Source organism: Streptomyces griseus, assembly GCF_900460065.1.
Classification (GTDB): domain Bacteria; phylum Actinomycetota; class Actinomycetes; order Streptomycetales; family Streptomycetaceae; genus Streptomyces; species Streptomyces griseus.
In genome coordinates this window covers 1-23560 of the sequence record NZ_UAVD01000021.1, presented here as the reverse complement: position 1 = coordinate 23560, position 23560 = coordinate 1, and the positions used below count along the sequence as shown (strand labels likewise).

The 23560-nt window shown below is 71.9% G+C and carries 19 protein-coding genes and 1 pseudogene; 18 read left to right on the top strand and 2 right to left on the bottom strand.

Features of this window, described 5'->3' with window-relative positions; genetic code table 11:
* From DTB53_RS09240 to DTB53_RS09215, 6 genes are all read left to right on the top strand, one after another.
* Positions 1-525, top strand: a 525-nt coding sequence (locus DTB53_RS09240; RefSeq protein WP_146777723.1) for an ATP-binding cassette domain-containing protein, incomplete at its 5' end; no start/stop codon positions are given.
* Positions 522-1499 carry an ABC transporter permease gene (locus tag DTB53_RS09235; protein ID WP_012382067.1) on the top strand — a complete coding sequence of 326 codons (978 nt, stop codon included), beginning with the start codon at positions 522-524 and terminating at the stop codon, positions 1497-1499. The genes DTB53_RS09240 and DTB53_RS09235, both read left to right, overlap by 4 nt.
* The gene (locus DTB53_RS09230; RefSeq protein WP_003970922.1) at positions 1496-2545 is read left to right on the top strand and encodes an ABC transporter permease; all 1050 of its coding nucleotides are present in this window, start codon (positions 1496-1498) and stop codon (positions 2543-2545) included. The genes DTB53_RS09235 and DTB53_RS09230 overlap by 4 nt, the downstream gene beginning before the upstream one ends.
* Positions 2546-2643: 98 nt before the next feature.
* Positions 2644-3675 (top strand): LacI family DNA-binding transcriptional regulator, encoded by a 1032-nt coding sequence (locus DTB53_RS09225; RefSeq protein WP_003970923.1) that lies wholly within the window; start codon positions 2644-2646, stop codon positions 3673-3675.
* A 120-nt stretch (positions 3676-3795) separates the two neighbouring features.
* Positions 3796-4893 (top strand): aldose epimerase family protein, encoded by a 1098-nt coding sequence (locus tag DTB53_RS09220; RefSeq protein WP_003970924.1) that lies wholly within the window; start codon positions 3796-3798, stop codon positions 4891-4893.
* 107 nt (positions 4894-5000) lie between these two features.
* The gene (locus tag DTB53_RS09215) at positions 5001-6986 is read left to right on the top strand and encodes an elongation factor G (protein ID WP_069631354.1); all 1986 of its coding nucleotides are present in this window, start codon (positions 5001-5003) and stop codon (positions 6984-6986) included.
* Here DTB53_RS09215 and DTB53_RS09210 read toward each other — a convergent pair.
* Positions 6979-10011, bottom strand: a complete 3033-nt coding sequence (locus DTB53_RS09210) for a carbohydrate binding domain-containing protein (protein ID WP_012382069.1) — start codon at positions 10009-10011, stop codon at positions 6979-6981. The two genes, DTB53_RS09215 and DTB53_RS09210, sit on opposite strands and share 8 nt — an antisense overlap.
* A 199-nt stretch (positions 10012-10210) precedes the next feature.
* Here DTB53_RS09210 and DTB53_RS09205 point away from each other — a divergent pair, with 199 nt between their 5' ends.
* From DTB53_RS09205 to DTB53_RS09195, 3 genes are all read left to right on the top strand, one after another.
* A complete protein-coding gene (locus tag DTB53_RS09205; RefSeq protein ID WP_042497752.1) occupies positions 10211-10627 on the top strand; it encodes an acyl-CoA thioesterase in 417 nt (138 codons plus the stop codon).
* A gap of 241 nt (positions 10628-10868) precedes the next feature.
* A complete protein-coding gene (locus DTB53_RS09200) occupies positions 10869-12116 on the top strand; it encodes an MFS transporter (RefSeq protein WP_012382070.1) in 1248 nt (415 codons plus the stop codon).
* Between the two features lie 215 nt (positions 12117-12331).
* Positions 12332-13213, top strand: a complete 882-nt coding sequence (locus DTB53_RS09195) for an NAD(P)-dependent oxidoreductase (protein ID WP_012382071.1) — start codon at positions 12332-12334, stop codon at positions 13211-13213.
* Positions 13214-13343: 130 nt separating this feature from the next.
* On the opposite strand, the gene DTB53_RS09190 is transcribed toward DTB53_RS09195, so the two are convergent.
* Positions 13344-13877 (bottom strand): EF-hand domain-containing protein, encoded by a 534-nt coding sequence (locus DTB53_RS09190; protein ID WP_012382072.1) that lies wholly within the window; start codon positions 13875-13877, stop codon positions 13344-13346.
* Positions 13878-14155: 278 nt separating this feature from the next.
* On the opposite strand from DTB53_RS09190, the gene DTB53_RS09185 reads away from it, so the two are divergent.
* From DTB53_RS09185 to DTB53_RS09145, 9 genes and pseudogenes are all read left to right on the top strand, one after another.
* Positions 14156-14929, top strand: a complete 774-nt coding sequence (locus DTB53_RS09185) for a helix-turn-helix domain-containing protein (protein ID WP_012382073.1) — start codon at positions 14156-14158, stop codon at positions 14927-14929.
* Positions 14930-15129: 200 nt separating this feature from the next.
* Complete coding sequence (locus DTB53_RS09180) at positions 15130-16161, top strand: iron-siderophore ABC transporter substrate-binding protein (protein ID WP_012382074.1); 1032 nt, start codon at positions 15130-15132, stop codon at positions 16159-16161.
* Positions 16158-17201 carry a FecCD family ABC transporter permease gene (locus tag DTB53_RS09175; protein WP_003970933.1) on the top strand — a complete coding sequence of 348 codons (1044 nt, stop codon included), beginning with the start codon at positions 16158-16160 and terminating at the stop codon, positions 17199-17201. Before DTB53_RS09180 ends, DTB53_RS09175 begins: the two co-directional genes overlap by 4 nt.
* Positions 17198-18250 (top strand): FecCD family ABC transporter permease, encoded by a 1053-nt coding sequence (locus tag DTB53_RS09170; protein WP_012382075.1) that lies wholly within the window; start codon positions 17198-17200, stop codon positions 18248-18250. The genes DTB53_RS09175 and DTB53_RS09170 overlap by 4 nt, the downstream gene beginning before the upstream one ends.
* Positions 18247-19086, top strand: a complete 840-nt coding sequence (locus tag DTB53_RS09165; RefSeq protein WP_012382076.1) for an ABC transporter ATP-binding protein — start codon at positions 18247-18249, stop codon at positions 19084-19086. Before DTB53_RS09170 ends, DTB53_RS09165 begins: the two co-directional genes overlap by 4 nt.
* A 147-nt stretch (positions 19087-19233) precedes the next feature.
* Entirely contained in the window at positions 19234-20454 is a 1221-nt protein-coding gene (locus DTB53_RS09160) for a cytochrome P450 (RefSeq protein ID WP_003970936.1), read from the top strand.
* Between the two features lie 22 nt (positions 20455-20476).
* A pseudogene (locus DTB53_RS09155) lies at positions 20477-21607 on the top strand (type III polyketide synthase); the annotation flags it as partial.
* A 100-nt stretch (positions 21608-21707) separates the two neighbouring features.
* Positions 21708-22898 (top strand): S8 family peptidase, encoded by a 1191-nt coding sequence (locus DTB53_RS09150; RefSeq protein WP_012382078.1) that lies wholly within the window; start codon positions 21708-21710, stop codon positions 22896-22898.
* A gap of 250 nt (positions 22899-23148) precedes the next feature.
* The coding region (locus DTB53_RS09145; protein WP_146777722.1) for a galactose-binding domain-containing protein at positions 23149-23560 on the top strand (412 nt) is incomplete at its 3' end.

Here is a 23560-nt window from a genome sequence, read left to right as displayed (position 1 = left end):
CCCGGACTCTCCGTCCGCGAGAACATCGTGCTCGCCGCCCTGCCCAGGCTCTCCCGGGGCGGAATCGTCTCCCGCGCCCGACAGGACCGCGTCGTCGACATCTTCATGAAACGGCTGCGGATCAAGGCCTCCGGTCCCGAGCAGAAGGTCGGCGAACTCTCCGGCGGCAACCAGCAGAAGGTGCTGCTCGCCCGCTGGCTCTGCCTGGAGCCCAAGGTGCTGCTGCTCGACGAGCCCACCCGGGGCATCGACGTCGGCGCCAAGGCCGAGGTGCAGTCCCTCATCGACGAACTCGCCCGCGAGGGGCTCGCCGTGCTGCTGATCTCCTCCGACATCGAGGAGCTGATCGAGGGCGCCGACCGCGTCGTCGTCCTGCGCGGCGGCGCGCTCGCCGGTGAACTCGCCGGCGACGAGGTGGACGAGAGCCGCCTGCTCGCCGTGCTCGCCGACCACACCACCGACACCGTGAACCGCACGCCCGAATCCGGTGGGAAGGCCCCGGCCGCCCAGGAGGACCCCCGATGACCACCCAGGCCACCCTGCCCCGCCCCGCCGCGAAGCCACTGGCCCGGCTGCGCGACCCCGCCTGGTACCAGGAGTACGGGGTGTACGCGGCCGTCGCCGCCGTGCTGCTGTTCAACGCCCTGTTCACCGAGCACTTCATGACGGCCGACAACCTGCGCACCCAGCTCGTCCAGGTCGCGCCCATCGTGATCGTCGCGCTCGGCATGGCCCTGGTCATCGGCACCGAGGGCATCGACCTCTCCGTCGGCTCCACCATGGCGCTCGCCGCCGCCCTGCTGCCGCTCTACCTCGGGTACGGACTGGTCCCCGCGCTCCTGATCGCCCTGCTCGCCGGGGCGTTGGTCGGCGCCGTCAACGGGACGCTCGTCTCCCTCGTAGGACTCCAACCCATCGTCGCCACGCTCGCCCTGTTCGTCGGCGGCCGGGGGCTCGCCCTCGTCATGGCGGACGGCCGGCTCAAGCAGATCGTCAACCCGGACATCCTCGCGCTGGGCACCGGCTCCTTCCTCGGCATCCCCACGGTCGTGCTCATCGCGGGCGTCCTCGCGCTCGCCGTCGCCTTTCTGGTGCAGCGCACCACCTTCGGCCGCCAGATCGTCGCCATCGGCGGCAACCGCTCGGCCTCCGCCCTCTCCGGACTGCCCGTCAAGCGCGTCCTGATCGGCGTCTACGTCCTCTGCGGGGTGATGGCCGCCCTCGCGGGCATCCTCGCCACCGCGAGGCTCACCGCCAGCGACCCGTCCTCGCTCGGCACCCTCATGGAGCTGTCCGCCATCACCGCGGTCGTCGTCGGCGGCACCCCGCTGAACGGCGGCTCCATCCGGGTGCTCGGCACCGTCGCCGGAGCCCTGCTCATGCAACTGCTGCGCGCCACCCTCGTCAAGCACGACCTGCCCGACTCCACCGCACAGATCGCCCAGGCGGCCATCATCATCGCCGCCGTCTACGTCGCCCGGGAGCGTAGGTCCCGATGAACAACACCCCACCGGCCACCGTGCCCGCGGCGAAGGCCCCGGCGCCCCTCAAGAGCGCCCCCTCGCGCCCCGAACCCCGCCCCGAGCGCTCCACCGGCTCCCGGATCGGGGAACTCGTCCAGCGCCAGGGCGTCCTCGCCGTCCTGCTGACCGTGATCCTCATCGCCTCGTTCGTCTACCCGACGTTCGCGAGCCTCGACAACGCCCGGGGCGTCACCGTCCAGGCCTCGTTCCTCGCGATCGTCGCCCTCGGCATGACCCTGGTCATCATCACCGGCGGCATCGACCTCTCCGTCGGCTCCGTCTTCGCCCTCGGCGGGGTCCTCGCCGCCTGGGCCTCGCAGTGGGGCTTCCTCGCGGCCCTGCTCGTGCCCCTGGTGGTCTGCGGCGGGATCGGACTGGTCAACGGGCTGCTCATCGCCCGCGCGAACATGGCCCCCTTCATCGTCACGCTCGCCGCCCTCCTCGCGGCGCGCGGCATGCTGCTCGCCTTCACCGACGAAGGCGCCACCACCTACCTGGTGCCCAAGGACTCCGCCTTCGCCGAGCTCGGCCAGGGCAGCCTCTGGGGCTTCGGCCACCCGATCCTCATCGCCCTGGCCCTCTTCGGGGCGGGCGGACTCCTGCTCCAGCGGACCTCGTTCGGACAGACCCTGTTCGCCGTCGGCGGCAGCAGCGACGCGGCCACCCTCATGGGGCTGCCCGTCGCCCGGACGAAGATCCTCGTCTACACCCTCAGCGGACTCCTCGCCGGACTCGCCGGAGCGCTCAACGCCGCCCGCCTCTCCTCCGGCGTCACCATCGTCGGCGTCGGCATGGAACTGGACGCCATCTCCGCCGTCGTCATCGGCGGCACGCTCCTCATCGGCGGCGCCGGATCCGTCAGCGGCACCCTCTGGGGCGTCCTGCTCCTGGCCGTCATCCAGAACCTCATCAACCAGATCGGCTCCCTCAACTCCTCGTACCAGTCGGTGGTCAGCGGCGGCTTCCTTATCGTTGTCGTGGTGGCGCAGCGTTACCTCGCGCGCAGCCGGAGAACCACCTGAACCGTACGCATCCGGAAGACCACCCGAACCGTGTGTATGCCGGAGACCATCCGAACCGGACGGATCGGGCCGGGCCGAACCAAGCAACAAGGAGTGCCGTGGGCGTCAGCCTCAAGGACGTAGCTCAACGGGCGGGCGTGTCCATCAAGACCGTGTCGAACGTGGTCAACAACTACCAGCACGTCACCCCGAAGATGCGGGCCAAGGTCCAGCAGGCGATCGACGAGCTCGGCTACCGGCCGAACCTCACCGCCCGCCACCTCCGCAAGGGCCGCACCGGCATCATCGCCCTCGCCGTCCCCGAATTCGGCAACCCCTACTTCGCGGAGCTGGCCGGCGAGGTCGTCGACGCGGCGGCCCGGCACGACTACACCGTCCTGGTCGACCACACGGCGGGCCAGCGGGAGAAGGAACTGCTCGTCTGCCAGGGGTTCCGCTCCCACGTCATCGACGGCCTCATCCTCAGCCCCATCCACCTGGAGACCGAGGACCTGATGGCCCGCACCGAGACCGCGCCGCTGGTGCTGCTCGGCGAGCGCGAGTACGAGGCCCCCTACGACCACATCGCCATCGACAACGTGGCCGCCGCCCGCGAGGCCGTCGCCCACCTCATCGCCCTGGGCCACCGCCGTATCGCCTTCCTCGGCTCCCGCACCGGCCGGGAACGCCAGCCCGCCCACCTGCGCCTGCGCGGCTGGCGCGAGGAACTGACCGCTTCCGGCATCGAACCCGACGAGTCCCTGGTCGTCGTCACCGACGGTTACGGGCGCGAGGACGGCGCGGCGGCGATGGCCTCCCTCCTCGACCGGGGCGAACGGCCCGACGCCGTGTTCGCGTACAACGACATGATCGCGACCGGCGCCATGCGCACCATCACCGAACGCGGCCTGACCATCCCGGACGACATCGCCGTCGTCGGATTCGACGACATCGAGGAGAGCCGGTACGGGGCCACCACCCTCACCACCATCGCGCCCGACAAGGCGGCCATCGCCCGGCTCGCCGTCGACAGCCTCGTCGAACGCCTCGCGGGCACCCCCGTCGCCGAACCCCGGCGCCCCCGCCCCGGCTACCGGCTCGTCGTCCGCGAATCCACCACACCCCGCGAGGCCCCCGGGCCACCCCGCTAGGCCCGGTCGGCAAACTGCCGCCTGACCCCGAGGGGCCGCCCTTCGCGGGCGACGACGGCCGTTCGACGACAGGTCCCAGGTCCCTTCGCGGGCACCCTCCGCACCCCCAAGGAACTCCTCATGCCCACCGTGCACCGCAAACCGTTCGGCCGCGCCCACGGGCAGAGCGAGATCGACCTCTGGACCCTCGACTCCGGCACCGGCGTCCGGGCCGAGATCCTCACCTACGGCGGTGTCCTGCACGGCCTCACCGTGCCGGACACCGCCGGCAGCCCCGGCCCCGTCGTCCGCTCACTGCCCGCGCTCGACGACTACACCGACAAGAACCCGTACTTCGGGGCGATCGTCGGCCGGTACGCCAACCGCATCGCCCACGGCCGCTTCACCCTCGACGGCACCACGCACCACATCCCGGCCAACGACCGCGGCCACGCCCTGCACGGGGGCCCCGACGGCTTCCACACCAAGGTCTGGGGGGCCACCGGGGAACGTACGGAGACGACCGCCGTCCTCCGGCTCACCCTGCACAGCCCCGACGGCGACATGGGCTTCCCCGGAGCGCTCGACGTCACGGCCACCTACACCCTGGACACCACCGGGACCCTCGCCGTCGACTACCGGGCCGTCACCGACCGGCCCACCGTCGTCAACCTCACCAACCACTCCTACCTCAACCTCGGCGACGACGACATCCTCGGCCACACCCTCCAGGTCGACGCCGACGCCTACCTCCCCGTCGACGCCGGCTCCATCCCCGAAGGCCCGCCCGCCCCGGTGGCCGGCACCCCCTTCGACCTCACCGCGCCCCGGCGCATCGGCGAACGCCTCGACCACCGCGACGCCCAACTGCGGCCGGCCGGCGGCTTCGACCACTGCTGGGTCCTGCGCCCGGCCGCCCCCGGAACCCTGCGCCGAGCCGCCCGCCTCACCGCCCCCGGCGACCGGCGCACCCTGGAGCTCTGGACCACCGAACCGGGCCTCCAGGTCTACACCGCCAACCAGCTCGACGGCGCGTTCACCGACGGCACCGGCCGCCGCCACCAGCGCCACGGCTCGCTCTGCCTGGAGACCCAGCACCTGCCGGACTCGCCCAACCGACCCGGCCACCCGAGCACGGTGCTGCGCCCCGGAGCCGTCCTGCGCAGCCGCACCGAATGGCGTTTCCCGCACCTGCGGCCGGCCGCGGATAACCGGTTGCGGCCCCCGGCGGCCCCCTGATCTACTCCGGCACTCCACCGGTACCGACCCAGGAGCCCAGAACATGCGCCGAGCTTTCGTGTCCCTCCCGAAGGAAACCGACCTTTCTCTCAAGGACATGAAGCTCCGTGCACACGTTGAACCTGGGAATCCTGGCGCATGTCGACGCCGGTAAGACAAGCCTGACCGAGCGGCTCCTCCACACCGCCGGAGCCATCGACGCCATCGGCAGCGTCGACGACGGCAGCACCCGTACCGACACCCTCGCGCTGGAGCGCCGGCGCGGCATCACCATCAAGTCCGCCGTCGTCTCCTTCACCCTCGGCGCCACCAGGGTCAACCTGATCGACACCCCCGGCCACCCGGACTTCATCGCCGAGGTGGAGCGGGTCCTCGGGGTGCTCGACGGAGCCGTCCTGGTGGTGTCCTCGGTGGAGGGCGTCCAGGCGCAGACCCGCGTCCTGCTCCGCACCCTGCGCCGACTGGGCATCCCGACCCTGCTGTTCGCCAACAAGACCGACCGCCCGGGAGCCCGGTACGACTCGTTGCTGACGAGCATCGCCGAACGGCTCTCCCCGCACATCGTCGCGATGGGGTCGGCCCGGGGCCTCGGCACCCGGTCCGCGACGACCACCCCCTTCACCGGCGCCGATCCCGGCTTCACCGGTGCGCTCACCGACCTGCTCACCCGGCACGACGACGAGCTGCTGAGCGCCTACGTCGACGACCCGGCGGCCCTCACCCACGCCCGGCTCCTCGGGGCCCTGGCCGAACAGACAGCCCGGTGCCTCGTCCACCCGGTCTTCTTCGGCTCCGCCGCCACCGGCGCGGGAATCGACGCCCTGGTCGAGGGTGTCACCAAACTGCTGCCTCCCGCCACGGGAGATCCGCGGGCGCCGGCCCGGGGCACGGTGTTCAAGGTCGACCGGACCGCGAACGGCGAGCGGACCGCGTACGTCCGCATGGCCGAGGGCACCGTGCGCGCCCGCGAGGTGCTGCGCTTCCGCGGCCCGGACGGCCGGGAGTCAAAGGGCAGGGTCACCGCGGTCGGCGTCTTCGAGAACGGGGCCGAGGTGCCGGCGTCCGCGGTCCGCGCGGGCCGGATCGGCAGGCTGAAGGGGCTGACCGGCATCCGGATCGGCGACAGCATCGGCGCGGAGCGGGCCGACACCGGGCACCGCCACTTCGCCCCGCCGACCCTGGAGGCGGTCGTCGTACCGCGACGCACCGAGGACCGGGGCGCCCTGCACATCGCGCTCGGCCGCCTCGCCGATCAGGACCCGCTGATCGCCGTCCGCCGTGACGACCTCCGCGGCGAGGTGTCCCTCTCGCTCTACGGGGAGGTGCAGAAGGAGGTCGTCCGGGCGACCCTGGCCGAGGAGTTCGGCGTGGACGTGGACTTCCTGGGGACCACGACCATCTGCCGGGAACGGCCGGCCGGGCCGGGGGCGGCCGCGGAGTTCATCGGAACGGCCCCCAACCCCTTCCTCGCCACCGTCGGACTGCGCGTGGACCCGGCACCGCACGGCAGCGGGGTGGAATTCCGCCGTGCCGTGGAGCTCGGCTCCATGCCCCCTGCCCTGATGCGGGCGGTCGAGGAGACCGCGCGTGCCACCCTGGCCCGGGGAATGCGCGGATGGGAGGTCACCGACTGCGTGGTCACCCAGACGCATTCCGGCTACGACAGCGTGTCGAGCACGGCCGGCGACTTCCGCGGCCTGACGCCCCTGGTCCTGACGGACGCCCTGCGCCGGGCCGGGACGCGGGTGTACGAGCCGATGCACCGCTTCCGCCTGGAGGCGCCCGCGGACCTCCTCGGCGCGCTGCTCCCGGTCCTCGCCCGGCTCCGCGCGGAGCCGGGACCGCCCGGGACGCACGGTCGTCTCTCCACCGTGGAGGGCGAGATGCCCGCCGCCGGCGTCCATGAACTCCAGCGGCTGCTTCCGGGAGCGACCCGGGGCGAGGGCGTGCTGGAGTCCTCCTTCGCCGGACACCGCCCGGTGACCGGCCCGGCTCCGGAACGCCCGCGCACCGGCCACGACCCGCTGCACCGCGAGGAGTACCTGCTCCGCACGGTGCGGCGGGTCGCCGGGCGTACGTCTCCCGCTACTTGAGGTACGGGCCCGCCGCGCCGATCTTCCCCGGCGCGGCGTTCTTCCCGCCGAGGTCCAGGACGTACACGCGCAGGTTGCCCTTCCCGGGGGCCGGGACCGCGAGGGTGCCGGTGGTGACGGCCTTCGTGTCGCCCGTCACGGCGTCCTTGTACGTGCCGTTGGGAACGCCCGTGTACGTGGCGCTCCCGGAGACCGTCACCAGGGCGAAGCTGTCGGTGCCGCTCGCCGCGTCGGTGTAGCGCCGCTTGTAGGCCATGGAGCCGCTGACGCCCTCAGTGGAGTACTGGCCCATCTGGAGCGCGGGCACCGCCCGCCGGATCTCGTTGAGCCGCTGGAGGTGCCGGGCCAGCGGCGCGGCCAGGGTGTCCGCGACCTTCCCGGTGGCCGACGACACCTTCCCGAAGTCCGAGGCCGTCACCTCACCGGCCAGGTGGTCCCCGAAGTAGGCCCGGCCGGTCGTGGCCAGCGGGCACGTCGGCCCGCAGTCGATCTTCTTCCCCTTCTGGAACTCGATCTCGGAGCCGTAGTAGAGCGTCGGGATGCCCCGGAAGGTCCACATCAGCGACATGTTCTCGGCCCAGGCGTCCGTGCCGCCCGCGTAGCGCTCGCTGCTCTTGTTGGGGCCGTAGTCGTGGCTGTCGACGTAGACGACGTTGTACGTGGCGTCGTTGGTCGCGTCGTCGGAGTCCTTGCCGTTGTGGTAGGCGTTGTCGGCGTCCCCGAAGTTCATGTGCATCCGCATGTCGATGATGTTCATCCCGGAGGACCGGCTGCGGTCGGGGGCGTGGTAGGCGTTGCCCTTGAGGAAGGCGTTGTCGGAGACGGGCTGGGCCCCGGTGCCCTGCTGCTGCTCGTAGTCGTACATCTCCAGGGCGGCCTTCTCGTCGTCCGCGCTGTACTCCTTGCGCTCCTTCCAGGTGAAGAACTGCGCGGAGTGGTTGACCGAGCCGCGGTTCCACTTGTCGTTGACGAAGGCGGCGACCTCACCGAAGACGAAGAAGTTCTTCGCCGCCTCGGCCCCGAACCGCTGGGTGACGCGCTCCTGGATGGCGGGCAGGAAGCGGCGGTTCCAGGTGGTGCGCGGGATGTGCACCGCCGTGTCGAGCCGGAAGCCGTCGACACCCATGTCGATGTACTTGTTGTACGCGCCGATCAGATAGTTCTGGACCTGGGCGTTCTCGGTGTTGAAGTCGGCGAGGTCGTCGTGCAGCCAGCAGGAGCGGGAGTCCTCGCCCTCCCAGTTGCCGATCCAGCAGTTGTGGTAGAGCGCCTTCGGGAACATGCCCGAAGTGGGGTTCGGCCACTGGCAGTTGTAGATCCGGTAGCCCTCCGGCGAGGTGTGTCCGGTGGGGGTGCCCCAGTTGAGGCAGGTGTTGCCGGACGGTTCGGCCGTGGACCACAGGTCGCCGTTGTAGTACGACTTCCCCGACTTCGGCTCGACGGTGAGGCCGTCGTACGTGAAGGCGTCGTCCTTCTCGTCGTAGTACCAGCTCCACTGGGCGTCGCGCACCCCGTAGGCCTTCGGGGTGAACAGTCCCTTGGCGCCCCAGCGCGAGGAGTGGTTGTGGACCACGTCCTGGTAGATCTTCATGCCCTTGGCGTGCGCCGCGTTGATGAGGTCTTGGTACGAGGCGCCGGCGGACTCCAGCCTCGGGTCGACCTTGTAGAAGTCGTAGCCGTGGTAGCCGTGGTAGTCGTAGTCCGAGCGGTTGAGCACGACCGGGGTGATCCAGAGCGCGGAGAAGCCGAGCCCCTTGACGTAGTCGAGCTTTTGCACCAGCCCCTTGAAGTCCCCGCGGAACATGGGGTCGCCGTTGGCCGCGTTGCCGGACTTCTGGTGCTGGCTGCCGCCGCGGTTGTTCGTGGCGTCGCCGTCGTTGAAGCGGGCGGTGAGCACGAAGTAGATCGGGTCCTTGCGGGGGTCGGTGCCCAGCGGTGTGCCCGCCGCGGGCGCGGGGGGCTTGTCGCCGGTGGTGGCGGAGGCCGCGGCGGATTCCGCCGAGACGTTCCCGGCGGCGTCGACGGCCCGGACCGTGTAGCGGTAGGCGGTCCGCGCTTCGAGACCGGTGTCGGAGAACACGGTCGAGGTGGTGTCGGTGACCGCCGTGCCCCTGGTCCCGCCGGTCCGGGTTACCTGATACCGCGTCACGCTCCGGTCGTCGGTGGCCGGTTCCCAGGTCAGCAGGACGGAGACGCCGTCCGCCTCGGCCTTGACCGCCTCGGGTGCGGTGGGCGCCTCGGTGTCCGGTTCCTCGGCGGCGCACGGGTCCTTCGCCGAGGCCGTCACCTTGCGGTCCTGCACCGTGGTGAGCCCGGTCGCCAGGGTGTAGTCGTTGCCGTTGTTGTTGTCCCAGACCCCGTTGCCGTTGTTGAACGTCGCCTGGAGGCCGGTGGCGGTGCCCAGGTCCACCGTGCGCTTCACCCAGCCGGTGCAGGCGGCTTCCATGCCGATGCCGGGAACGGTCGTCCAGGCTCCGCCGTGCGGTCGGTAGTGCAGGTTGACGGTGGACCAGCCGACGGTGGAGGTCGCGTAGTAGACGGACGCCGAGTTCGGCCCCGGGGGCTCCTCCGGCTCCTCGGGCCCGGCGTCCGCGCACGGGTCGCTGTGCGCCACGGCCCCGTCCCGGACGGTGATGTCGCCGGTCCCGAGGTCGTAGTTCTTGCCCGCGTTGTTGTCCCAGGTGCCCGAGCCGTCGGTGAAGGTCGCCTTCAGGCCGCCCGCGCTTCCGAGGGGGACCGTCAGCTTGACCCAGTCGGCGCAGGCGGCCTCCATCCGGGTGCCGGGCACGGTGGTCCAGGAACCGCCGTCGGGGGAGTAGTGCAGGTAGTACGCCGACCAGTCGCGGGTCTTCGTGGAGTAGAAGACGGTCGCCGTGGTCGCGGCGGCGGCGGCGGGTGCGGTGGCCGGTTCGGCGACCGAAGGCGGAGCGGCTTCCGGTACGGCGGCGAGGAGTCCCAGCAGCCCGGCTGCCGCGACGGCCGCCGCGAGCGGGCGGCCGGACAGTCGGCGGGAGGTGCGTCTCATACGTGTCTCCAGGAAAGGGGAGAACCCTGACGCGCCTCGGGGTTCGGCGAAGGGGAGCACGATCCGGCGGCAAGCTCTGCCGGAATGTTGCTGCAATCTCTTGCGTCGTGGAAGTTACCGGTGCATGACAGGTCCGTAAAGGGGTGCGGCAGGACCGGCTCACCGGAATGGATCACCGGGCGTGGGCGTTCGCACGGTCATGACCTTCTCCGTTGATGTGACCGTGCGCGGCTACGAGCTCGACACCCAGGGCCATCTGAACCAGGCCGTCTACCTCCAGTACGCGGAGCACGCGCGGTGGGAGCTGCTGCGGGCCGCCGGGCTGCCCCAGGAGAAGCTGCTGGCCGACGGGATCGGCCCGGTGCAGCTCGAGGTGACCGTCAAGTACCAGCGCGAACTGCGCGGTGGCGAGCGGGTGCGCGTCACCTGCCGGTTCGACTACGGCACGGGCAAGACGTTCACGCTGGAGCAGCGCGTCATCAAGGAGGACGGAACGGTGGCCGCCGAGATCACCGGAGTGGCCGGCGTCCTCGACCTGACCGAACGCCGGCTCGTCCCGGACCCGCGGGGCCGGCTCGCCGCCCTGGCCGGCAACCCCGATCTGCTGACCGGCTGACCGGGAGGGCCGGACCGGGGGAGCCGCGTCGTCGCCCGCCACCGCCTGTCCGGGGCCCCGAGGGTGTCGGCACGCGGAAGCGGGTGGAACAATTTCCGCGGGCCCGCACCGCGGACCGATGCGCCTTCCCCCCCCACCGGGACGGCGGCGGTCACGGCAACGGCTCCACCGGGCCCGGCCCGGCCCCACCGCCCCGACTCCCCTCCCCATCCCCGCACGTGAGAAGGACCGGCCGACGTTCATGTCCGAACCCGCGAAGGAATCAGTCGTCCGGGCCCCGGGAATCCCGCACCTGTTGGTGACGGTGCTGTTCTGCTTCTCCGGATTCGCCCTCCTGCTCCCGGCCTCACCGGCCTGGGCCGTCGAGGGAGGGGCCGACGCGTTCGGCGCCGGACTCGTCACCGCCGTCCTGATGGCCGCCACGGTCCTGACCCAGCTGTTCGTCAGAACCGCGCTGCGCGGGCTCGGCTGGACCCGCACCCTGGCCCTCGGCGCGCTGCTGCTCGGACTGCCCTCCCTCCTCCAGGCCCTCAGCGACGGACTGCCGCCCGTCCTGCTGACGACCGCACTGCGCGGAGCGGGCTTCGGCATCGTCACCGTGTGCGGCGCCACCGCAGCGGCCGTACTGGCCCCGCGCGGACGCCAGGGGGCGGTCATCGGCCTCTACGGTCTCGCCGTCGCCCTGCCCCAGGTCGTCCTGACCCCGGCGGCCCCCTGGCTGACCGACACGTTCGCCCTGCCCGCGGTCATCGCCTGCGGCGTGCTCCCCGTCCTCGCGCTGCCCTGGGTGCGCTCCCTCGGCCACGCCGTCGAGGCCCGTACCGACGGCGCGGCGTCCCCGGGCGCACCCGCCCGGAGCCCCGCCTCCGCCGGCACGGTGCTCCGACGTATCCGGCGGCCTCTCGGCGTGCTGCTCCTGGTCACGGCGGCGGGCGGAGCCGTGCTGACCTTCGCCCCGCAGTTCACCGCGACCCCCGCGCTCGCCGCCACGGGGCTGCTCGCCCTCACCGCCACCGCCGCACTGGCCCGTTGGGGATGCGGAGAACTCGCCGACCGGATCGCCCTGCGGCCCATCACGGGGATCCTCGCCCTCTCCGCGTGCTCGGGCCTGGCACTGATCGCCTCCGCCGTCGGATCGGACCGCGCCCCCGTCCTGTTGGCCGGCCTGCTTCTCCTGGGAGCGGCGTACGGGGGACTCCAGAGCCTCACCCTCGTCCAGGCGTTCGACCACGCGGGCGCGGAGAACCGGCACGCCACCTCGGTCGCGTGGAACATCGGCTACGACGCGGGCACGGGCCTCGGATCCCTCATGCTGGGCGTGGCGGCACAGGTCGCCACCTTCTCCGCGGGCTTCACCGTCCTGGCCGCGCTGCTGGCACTCGCGGGCCTGGCCGTTCTCCTCACCGGCCACCCGAGGCCCGCCGACCCGCCGGGGAGCGGCGGTACGCGTACGCCCGGGACGAAGCGACCGTCCCTCGGCAAGCGCTGAGGTCCCGGCAGGGCCGCCGGAGCGACCAGGGCCGCGCCGGTCGTCCGTCGAGCCGCCCGGGGCGGGTGGCACCGGCTTCGCGGGCGGCCCGGTGGCGCCCGGTCGGTTCGGCGTCGCCGGGCCGACCCCTGTGACGTGCTCGCTAACCCCGGGGTAACCACCCACTCGGAAGTGGGTACTTGATCGACTCGGGGCCCGGGGCCAGCCTGATCGGCATGGCACCGAACACTGTTGAGAAGACGCCCGTCACGCTGTTGGGTCTCGGCGCGATGGGCACCGCGCTGGCCCGTACCTGGCTCGCCGCCGGCCACCCGCTCACCGTCTGGAACCGCACCTCGGCCCGCGCCACGGCGCTCGCCGCCGAGGGGGCCCGGGTCGCGGACACCGCCGCCGACGCGGTCGCGGCGAACACCCTGACCGTCGTCTGCCTGTTGGACGACACCTCGCTCGAACAGGTGCTGGCCGGCACCGACCTGGCCGGCCGGGACCTGGTCAACCTGACCACCGGCACCCCTGCGCAGGCCCGCGCCCGCGCCGAGTGGGCCCGCGAGCGCGGCGCCCGCTACCTGGACGGCGGGATCATGGCCGTCCCCCCGATGATCGGGGTCCCGGAGGCCGGCGGCTATGTCTTCTACAGCGGCTCGCGGGAGCTGTTCGAGGCCCACCGGGAGACGCTGGCCACTCCGGCCGGCACCACCTACGTCGGCGAGGACGCGGGCCACGCGGCCCTGCACGATGTGGCCCTGCTCAGCGCCATGTACGGGATGTTCGCCGGGGCCGCCCACGCCTTCGCCCTGATCCGCAAGGAGGACATCGACCCGGCGTCGCTCGCACCGCTGCTCGCCGACTGGCTCGTCGCGATGGCCCCGTCGGTGCACCAGACCGCCGACCAGCTGCGCAGCGGCGACTACACCAAGGGCGTCGTCTCCAGCCTCGCCATGCAGGTGGCCGGCGCGCCGACCTTCCTGAGCACCGCCGAGCAGCAGGGGGTCAGCCCGGAACTGCTCAGCCCCTACTTCGAGCTGATGCGCCGCCGCCTGGCCGAGGGCAGCGGGGAGGAGGACCTGACGGGTGTGATCGACCTGCTGGTGCGCTGACCAGCCGCTCGCCGCCCGAGCAGCGACCGGGGAGCCCCTTGCGCGGGACCGTCCGGTCCGCGCGGAACGGCGCGACGGTGGACGCCCGGGGGAGCGTCCACCGACCTCCGCCGTAGGCGCGAGCCCCCGGTCAGGCGGCCGTGCCGACGACCAGGTGGTCGCCGGGGATGCCCGCCTTGCCCGGCGCGTAGTAGTCCTTGATCCCGGCGACCCACGTCTCCACCCGGATCCGGTCCCCGTCGTTCGGCTCGAAGGCGTCGAACAGCGCGTCGATGTTCGCGGGCTCGAAACCGATGGCCGTCATCAGCGCCATGAACAGCGGGCGCTCGATCAGACCGTCGCCGTCCGGGTCGCCGAGCGCCGCCAGCGCCTCGGCGAACACGGCGATGGTCGCGTCGAAGCGCTCCGGGGACAGCACGCAGGCAGCGAACTCCTCGAAGGAGATCTCCCCGTCACCGTCGGCGTCCAGCTCGCTGAGCAGCGTCGTCCAGTACCGCCGGAACGCCGCACGCATCGCGTCCTTCGCGGCCCGGTCCGACGCGTGCGCCTCCCGGACGACGCGGTCGGCCATGAGGTCGAAGTCGTCCGCCTCCAGGACGCCGTTGGCGTTGGCGTCGAACAGGGAGAAAACGAGCGTGACCCGCCTGGTGGCCTCAGTGCCCATGAATCCGTCACCTTTCTCCGCATGTCACGTTCCCTCCGACCGCGGCCCGGTGCCCGGTCGGCCCACCCACTGTCCGCCGAGGAACGGTCCCGTCGGGGAAAGCCGTGGTTCTTTCACCTGAAGGGCGTAACTGACCTGCGTAAACGTCAAGTTGAGGCAGGTGTCGGGGCCCGCCCGATCCGCGCGCCCCCGGCCCTTCGAGGGACACCCCTTAGGCTGATCCGATGTGCGCCCCGTCCGCCTCGAGCGGCCCCCCCTACGAGAGAGGTCCACCAGCCATGACCAGGGAGACCCGGACGCTGCCCGCGTTCGCTCCCGGTTCGGTGGACACCTCCTTCGTCATCGCCGGCTACGACGAGGTCGTCACCCACGACACGCTCTGGGACGCGCACTCCCACCCCTTCCACGAACTGCTCTGGAACGAGCGCGGCGCCTCCACGGCGGTGGTCGGCAGCCGGATCTGGACCATCACCCCGACCCTGGGCCTGTGGATGCCCGCGGGAACGCTGCACGCCGGTTCGGCGACCGCCGGCACCTGGTTCCGGGCGAGCTTCTTCGGCTTCCGCACCACGGCGTCGATCTCCGCCACGCCGGTCGCCGTCGAGATCACCCCGCTGCTGCGCCTGCTGCTGGAACGGCTCGGCGAACCGGGTCTCGCGGACGCCTCGCGCGCCGCGACCGAGGCGCTCGTGCTCGACGTCCTCGAACCGTCGCCCCGCGAACTGCTCGTGCGGATCCCGGCCTCGCAGCTGCTGCGCCCGATCGCGGACGCGGTGCGCGAGGACCCGGCCGACCGGCGGACGCTGGCGGACTGGGCGACCGTCCTCGGCGTCAGCGCCCGCACGGTCACCCGGGCGTTCACCACCGAGACGGGCACGAGCTTCGTGCGCTGGGTGGCGGCGGTCCGCGCCCAGCACGCCATCGGCCTGCTCACCCGGGGCTGGGACGTGGAGGCCGTGGCCGAACAGGTCGGCTACCGCTCGGCCAGCGCGTTCGGGGCGGCCTTCCGGCGTACGACGGGCCTCACCCCGGGGGCCTTCCGGCCGGAATGATCCGCCGAACCCGTGTCCGTATCGCTACAAGGCATGTCCTAAACGGTTGATTGCGACAGTCGGGTCGATTCTCATAAGGTTCAAAGGCAAGCCTTACCTAAGCCGATGACGCATGCGCCGCGCACCGATCCATGACGGCTGCGCACGTCCGTGCGTGCGAGAAGCGGCACCCCGACATCCGGAAAGCCGGGTACACACCCATGTCTTCACACCGCCTCCGCCTGCTCGTCGTGGCGGCCGCCCTCGTCGGCGTCTCCGCCTGCGGCGGGACCACCGAAGCCGGGAACGAGAACGACGAAAGCCGTTCCGGCGGGTTCCCCCTGACCGTCGAGCACGCCCTGGGCAAGACCACGATCCCGGCGAAGCCGAAGCGCGTCGCGACCGTCAACTGGGCCAACCACGAGGTGCCGCTCGCACTCGGCGTCGTTCCGGTCGGCATGGCCGCGGCCAACTTCGGCGACGACGACAAGAACGGCGTGCTGCCCTGGGCCGAGGAAAAGCTCGACGAGCTGAAGGCCAAGACGCCGGTGCTGTTCGACGAGACGGACGGCATCGACTTCGAGGCCGTCGCCGACACGAAGCCGGACGTCATCCTCGCCGCCTACTCGGGTCTGACCAAGAAGGACTACGAGACCCTCAGCGAGATCGCCCCCGTCGTCGCCTACCCGGACGCCGCCTGGGCGACGCCGTGGCGCGAGATCATCCGGACGAACAGCAAGGCGATCGGGCTGGCTGACGAGGGCGAGAAGCTGATCAAGAAGCTCGACGGGGACATAGCCGAGACCGCCGCCAAGTACCCGCAGCTCAAGGGCAAGTCGGCGATGTTCATGACGCACGTGGACCCCAACGACGTCAGCGAGGTCGGCTTCTACACCACGCACGACACCCGCACGCAGTTCTTCCAGGACCTCGGGATGAAGATCCCCGGCTCCATCGAGAAGGCGTCCGAGGGCACGGACAAGTTCGCCCTCACCAAGAGCGCCGAGCAGATCGACGCCTTCGACGACGTCGACATCATCACCGGCTACGGCGACGACACCGGTGAACTGCTGAAGGCGATCACCAAGGACCCGCTGCTCTCGAAGATCCCCGCCGTCGAGCGCGGCTCCACCTACCTCCTGCCCGGCAGCAGCCCGCTGGCCACCGCCGCCAACCCGACACCGCTGTCGATCGGTTACGTGCTGGACGACTACGCCGCCGCCCTCGCCAAGGCCGCGGACAAGGTCAAGTGACCACGCTCGACACCCGCACCCCGCCGGACACCGTGACCACCAGGCGTCCGGCGGGCGTGCGCCTGCTGTGGGTCCTGCTCTCCGTACTCGCCCTGGCCGCCGTCATGGTCGCCTCCGTCGCCCTCGGCTCCCGCGACGTGCCCTGGTCCGACGTCGTCGCGGCGCTCGGCGGCGCGGACGACACCCTGGGGCAGGCGGCGGCGACCAAGCGCATCCCCCGTACCGTCCTCGCCGTGGTCATCGGCGCGGCGCTCGGCCTCGCGGGCGGCGTCATGCAGGGCGTGACCCGTAACCCGCTCGCCGACCCGGGCATCCTCGGCGTCAACATGGGCGCCTCCCTCGCCGTCGTCACGGCGGTCGCGTTCTTCGGGCTCACCTCGCCGACCGGCTACATCTGGACCGCCATCGCGGGCGCGGCCCTGTCCGCCCTGTTCGTCCACACCGTCGGCACGCTCGGCAGGGGAGGGGCGACCCCGCTCAAGCTGGCGCTCGCCGGGGCCGCCACTTCGGCCGCCTTCGCCTCGCTCGTCAGCGCGGTCATCCTGCCGCGCAACGACATCGCCGGGAGCTTCAAGCTCTGGCAGATCGGCGGCGTCGGCGGCGCGTCCTTCGAACGCATCGGCCAGGTCGCGCCGTTCCTCGCGGTCGGCTTCGCCGTCTGCCTGCTGTCCGCCCGCGCCCTCAACTCACTGGCCCTGGGAGACGAGTTGGCGGCGGGCCTCGGCGAACGCGTCGCCGTGGCCCGAGCGGTGGCCGCCCTCGGCGCCGTACTGCTCTGCGGGGCGGCCACCGCCGTCGCCGGACCGATCGGCTTCGTCGGGCTCGTCGTCCCGCACACCTGCCGGCTCCTCGTCGGCGTCGACCACCGCTGGCTCCTGCCGCTCTCCACGGTGCTCGGCGCGGTCCTGCTCACCGCCGCCGACGTCGTCGGCCGGATCGTGGCCCGCCCCTCCGAGATCGACGTCGGCATCGTCACGGCCCTCATCGGGGCCCCGTTCTTCATCTACATCGTCCGCCGACAGAAGGTACGTGCCCTGTGAGCGCGCCCGTCCTCACCCGGCCCGCCTCCGCCGAGGCCGCCACCCGCCGCCGCGTCCGGGGCGCCTGGCGCCGACGCCGGATCGTCCTCGTGCTGGTCCTCCTCGTGGCCGCCACGTTCGCCGTGACCCTGATGGCGGGCCGCACCTACTACCCGCCCGGCGACGTGCTCCGGGTGATCCTCGGCGAACAGGTGCCCGGTGCGTCCTTCACCGTGGGGCGGCTGCGGCTGCCCCGCGCGGTCCTCGCCCTGGTCGCCGGATTCAGCTTCGGCCTGGCCGGCGTCACCTTCCAGACGATGCTCCGCAACCCGCTCGCCAGCCCCGACATCATCGGCATCAGCTCCGGGGCGAGCGCCGCCGCGGCCATCGCCATCGTCACCCTGCCCCTCGGCGAGGTACAGGTCTCCGTCCTCGCCATCGCCGCCGGACTCGGGGTCGCCCTGCTCGTGTACTCACTGGCGTTCAAGGGCGGAGTCGCCGGCACCCGGCTCATCCTCATCGGCATCGGGATCTCCGCGATGCTCGACAGCATCACCTCCTACGTCCTCTCGCAGGCCGCCGAATGGGACCTCCAGGAGGCGATGCGCTGGCTGACCGGCAGCCTCAACGGAGCCACCTGGGACCAGGCGGTCCCCGCCCTCGCCGCAGCCGCCGTCCTCACTCCGCTGCTCCTGGGTCAGGCCCGTAACCTCTCCGCGCTCCAGCTCGGCGACGACACCGCCTCCGCCCTCGGCGTACGGGTCGAACGCACCCGGATCACCGTGATCGTCGCCGCCGTCGGGCTGATCGCCTTCGCCACGGCGGCGGCCGGCCCCATCGCGTTCGTGGCGTTCCTCTCCGGGCCCATCGCCGCCCGCGTCGTCGGAGCGGGCGGCTCCCTGCTCGTCCCCGCCGGGCTCGTCGGCTCGCTGCTCGTCCTCGTCGCCGACTTCACCGGCCAGTTCGCCTTCGGCGAGCGCTATCCGGTCGGCGTCGTCACCGGCGTCCTCGGAGCCCCCTACCTCGTCTACCTGATCATCCGCACCAACCGGGCGGGAGGCTCGCTATGACCACGCACCACCGACTGACCGCCGAAGGACTCACCCTCGGCTACGGCGACCGCACCGTCGTCGACTCCCTCGACCTCGCCGTACCGCCCGGCCGGATCACCGTCATCGTCGGCGCCAACGCCTGCGGCAAGTCGACGCTCCTGCGCTCCATGTCCCGGCTGCTCGCCCCCCGGGCGGGCCGCGTCGTCCTGGACGGCAAGGAGGTCCACCGGCTGCCCGCCAAGGAACTGGCCCGCACCCTCGGCCTGCTGCCCCAGTCGCCCGTCGCCCCCGAGGGCATCACCGTCTTTGACCTCGTCGGCCGCGGCCGCCACCCGCACCAGGGGATCTTCTCCCGCTGGAACGAGAAGGACGACGCCGCCGTGGCCGCCGCCCTGGAAGCCACGCACACCGAACCGCTCGCCGACCGAGCGGTGGACGAACTATCCGGCGGCCAGCGCCAGCGCGTCTGGATCGCGATGGCCCTCGCCCAGCAGACCGACCTGCTGCTGCTCGACGAGCCGACCACCTTCCTCGACGCCAGTCACCAGATCGAGGTCCTGGACCTCCTGACCGACCTGAACCGCTCGCGCGGCACCACCATCGTGATGGTCCTGCACGACCTCAACCTCGCCGCCCGGTACGCGGACCACCTGATCGCGCTGGCCAGCGGCGGGCTCCACGCCTCCGGCACCCCGGCCGAGGTGCTGACGGAGGAGACCGTCCGGGCCGTGTTCGACCTCGACAGCCGCATCATCGAGGACCCCGTGTCGGGTCGGCCCCTGATGCTCCCGATCGGCCGCCACCACGTCCTGGACCGGGCCGACCCGCTGACCGTCGGGGAGCCGACCGCGTGAACGCCGGGGCGTACGCCCCCTGATCGGCTGACTGCTGTGCGTCACTGACATGTTTCGGAGAGTGACGGGGCACACAGGGTAGGTCGGACGCCGGGCCCCGGTCCGGCAGACGCCCTTTTCCTCGAAGCGGTCATTGGGAGAACCTCGGTGGAGAACACCTCGGTGCAGAACAAGGAAACCGTCCGGAACTGTCCTTTCGACTACGCGCACGAGCTGGAGTTCGACCCCCAGCTCAGGCAATTGCTCACCGAGGAGCCGGTGTCCCGCATCCGTATGGCGTACGGAGAGGGCGAGGCCTGGCTGGTCACCCGCTACGAGGACGTCCGGACGGTCACCACCGACCGGCGGTTCAGCCGCAGCGCCGTCCTCGGCCGGGACTTCCCCCGGATGACCCCGGAGCCGATCGTGCAGGCGGAGTCCATCAACCTCATGGACCCGCCCGCCAGCAGCCGGCTGCGGGGCCTGGTGGCCAAGAGCTTCACCCCGCGTCGCGTCGAGCAGATGCGCGGCGGGACCCAGCGCGTGGTGGACCGGCTGCTGGACGAGATGGAGGAGGAGGGCTCACCGGCCGACTTCGTCGCCCGGGTCTCCGCGCCGCTGCCGCTGATCACCATCTGCGAGGCACTCGACATCCCCGAGGCGGACCGGCCCTGGCTCCGGGCCCACGCCATGACCATGATGAACGTCGGGGCCGCGGGCAAGCAGGACGCGGTGCGCGCCAAGGCGGAGCTGCGCGGCTACTTCCAGGAGCTGACCGCCGACCGCCGCCGCTCCCCGGGCGAGGACCTCATCAGCACCCTGGCCACCGCCCGGGACGGCGACGAACTGCTGGACGACGACGAGCTGGCCGTCATGGCGATGGTCCTGCTCATCACCGGCCAGGACACCACGACCTACCAGCTCGGCAACATCGCCTACACCCTGCTCACCCGCCCGGACCTGCTGCGGTCCCTCCGGGCCGAACCGCAGCGGCTGCCCCGCACCCTGGAGGAGCTGCTGCGCCACATCCCCTTCCGCAAGGGCGTCGGCATCCCCCGTATCGCCCTGGAGGACGTGGAGCTCTCCGGCGTCCTCATCAAGGCCGGCGACGTGGTGCACGTGTCCTACCTGACGGCCAACCGGGACTCCGCCAAGTTCGACCGTCCCGACGAGCTGGACCCCGACCGGCCGACCATCCCCCACATGACGTTCGGCTGGGGCGCCCACCACTGCCTGGGCGCGCCGCTGGCCACCATGGAGCTGGAAGTGGCCTTCTCCACGCTGCTGACCCGCTTCCCGGCCCTGCGTCTGGACGTGCCGCCCGAGGACGTCTCGTGGAACACGACGTCCATCTGGCGTTACCCGCTCGCCCTGCCCGTCACATGGTGACGAGAGCCTCCGCTCCAGAGAACGAGGAGAACCCATGGCGACCCTGTGCCGACCGGCCATCGCTGTGCCCGAGCACGTCATCACGATGCAGCAGACCCTGGACCTGGCCCGGGAGACCCATGCCGGGCACCCGCAGCGCGACCTCGTCCTGAGGCTCATCCAGAACACCGGCGTCCAGACCCGGCACCTCGTGCAGCCCATCGAGAAGACCCTGGCGCACCCCGGATTCGAGGTGCGCAACCAGGTGTACGAGGCCGAGGCCAAGACCCGGGTCCCCGAAGTCGTCCGGCGGGCGCTCGCCAACGCCGAGACCGAGCCGTCCGAGATCGACCTGATCGTCTACGTCTCCTGCACGGGTTTCATGATGCCCTCGCTGACCGCGTGGATCATCAACAGCATGGGCTTCCGGCCCGAGACCCGCCAACTGCCCATCGCCCAGCTCGGCTGTGCGGCGGGCGGCGCGGCGATCAACCGCGCGCACGACTTCTGCGTGGCCTACCCCGACTCCAACGTCCTCATCGTGTCCTGCGAGTTCTGCTCGCTGTGCTACCAGCCCACCGACATCGGGGTCGGTTCCCTGCTCTCCAACGGACTCTTCGGCGACGCGCTCTCCGCGGCCGTCGTACGGGGACAGGGCGGCACCGGCATGCGCCTGGAGCGCAACGGCTCCCACCTGGTGCCCGACACCGAGGACTGGATCTCCTACGCGGTCCGCGACACCGGGTTCCACTTCCAGCTGGACAAGCGGGTCCCGGGCACCATGGAGATGCTCGCCCCGGTGCTCCTGGACCTGGTCGACCTGCACGGCTGGTCCGTCCCGAACATGGACTTCTTCATCGTCCACGCGGGCGGACCGCGCATCCTGGACGACCTCTGCCACTTCCTCGACCTGCCGCCCGAGATGTTCCGCTACAGCCGGGCCACCCTCACCGAACGCGGCAACATCGCGAGCTCCGTCGTCTTCGACGCGCTGGCGCGCCTCTTCGACGACGGCGGCGCCGCCGAGTCCGCGCAGGGGCTCATCGCCGGCTTCGGTCCCGGCATCACCGCCGAGGTGGCCGTGGGGAGTTGGGCCAAGGAAGGCCTCGGGGCGGACGTCGGACGCGACCTCGACGAGCTGGAGCTGACCGCCGGCGTTGCGCTGTCCGGCTGAACCGGCTAAGGCGACCGACGGACGGGGACGAAGGAACGGGTGTTCGCGCTTCGCGGACGCACTCGTGCCGCGACTGGATCCCCCACCCCGAGGAGAACGCATGCGCCTGCCCGCCCGATGGGCCACGGCCGCCCTGCTGCTGATCGTCCCGCTGATCGGCGCACCCGCCGCGGCCTCGGCCGACAGCGGACCGGAAGGGGTCCTGGTGGAGCAGTCCACCCGGGCCGTGCCCGGGCAGTACATCGTCACCCTGGAGCCCGGACTCTCACCGGACACGGTCCTGCGGGAGTTCGGGCTCAGCCCCTTGTTCCGGTACGGAAACGCCCTGCACGGCTTCGCCGCCACGCTCACCGCCACCGAACTCCAGGCGGTCCGTACCGTTCCCGGCGTCCTCGCCGTCGAGGAGAACGCCGAGGTGGCCGTGGACGCGCCGACCGCCGCACACCTGTCGCGGGCCCCCGCCGCCGGCTGGGGCACCGACCGTATCGACCAGCGCGCCCTGCCGCTGGACGACACCTTCACCACCACGGCCACCGGCAAGGGCGTGAAGGCGTACGTCGTCGACACCGGGATCGACGCCGCGCACAGCGAGTTCGGCGGCCGGGTCGTCAACGGGTACGACGCCGTCGGGGACGGCCGCGCGGGCCTGGACTGCAACGGGCACGGCACGCACGTGGCGGGCACGGTCGGCGGCGCCACGTCCGGCGTGGCGAAGGACGCCGCGCTGGTCAACGTGCGCGTCCTGGACTGCGAGGGCCGGGGCACCTGGGCGGGCATCCTCGCCGGGTTCGACTGGGTCGCCAAGGACGCCGAGCGCAGCGGCGTCCCCGCCGTGCTCAACGCCTCGCTCGGCGGAGCTCGCTCGTCGGCGGTCGACGCCGCGGTCGAGGCGGTCGCCGACGCCGGCGTGCTGCCCGTGGTGGCCGCGGGCAACGACGACAGGGACGCCTGTGACGTCTCCCCGGCCGCCGCGGACGGTGTGGTCACCGTCGGGGCGAGCGACCGGCAGGACCGGGAGACCTCCTTCAGCAACTGGGGCTCCTGCCTCTCCCTGTACGCCCCCGGCGCCGACATCGTCTCCGCCCGCCTCGGCGGCGGCACCGTGGTGCTGAACGGCACCTCCATGGCCAGCCCGCACGTCGCGGGCGTCGCGGCGCTCTACAAGGAGGGGAACCCCTCGGCCTCTCCGGCCGCGGTCTCCCGGTGGCTGACGGACACGGCCACCCCGGACGCCCTCGCCGCTCTCGGCCAGGGCTCGCCCGACCTGCTGCTGTACACCGGCGGCCTCTGACGATCCGTCGGTCGGCCCGGGCACAGGGCCCGCCCGCAGGGCGGGGAGCGGTGACCGCGCGGCGGAATCCGCTCCGCGGCCCGGCCGTCCGGCTGTTGTCGGAACGGTGGACGGTCTCTCATTTCTCTGCAACTCTCTGACGGCACAACGCAAAACAGGCCGCAGCGCATGCAGAAACTCGTGTTCCCTGGCTGCGGTCACAGAGCCGCGCCCTCGACGCGCCCTGCGTCGAGCCGAAGATCGGGGAGCTATGAGAGCCCAACGCTGGAGATGGCGGGCGATATCCGCCTTGGTCACGACCAGTCTTCTGATGATCGGCGTACCGTCGCTCGCCGCCGCGGCGGCCGACGGACCCAACCTCGCCGCGGGCCGGGCCGCGGCCGCGAGCAGCGCCCATGCCGAGTACGGCGCGTCCAACATCACCGACGGCAACCGGTCCACCTACTGGGAGAGCGCGGGAGGCGGCCTGCCCCAGTGGGTCCAGGCCGATCTGGGCTCGGGAGCCCGGGTGGACGAGGTGAAGCTGACCCTGCCGGCGGGCTGGGAGACCCGCACCCAGACGCTCTCCCTCCAGGGCAGCGCGGACGGGACCAGCTTCGCGACCCTGAAGAACTCCGCGACGTACACCTTCGCCCCGGGGGCGGCGAACGAGGTCACCATCG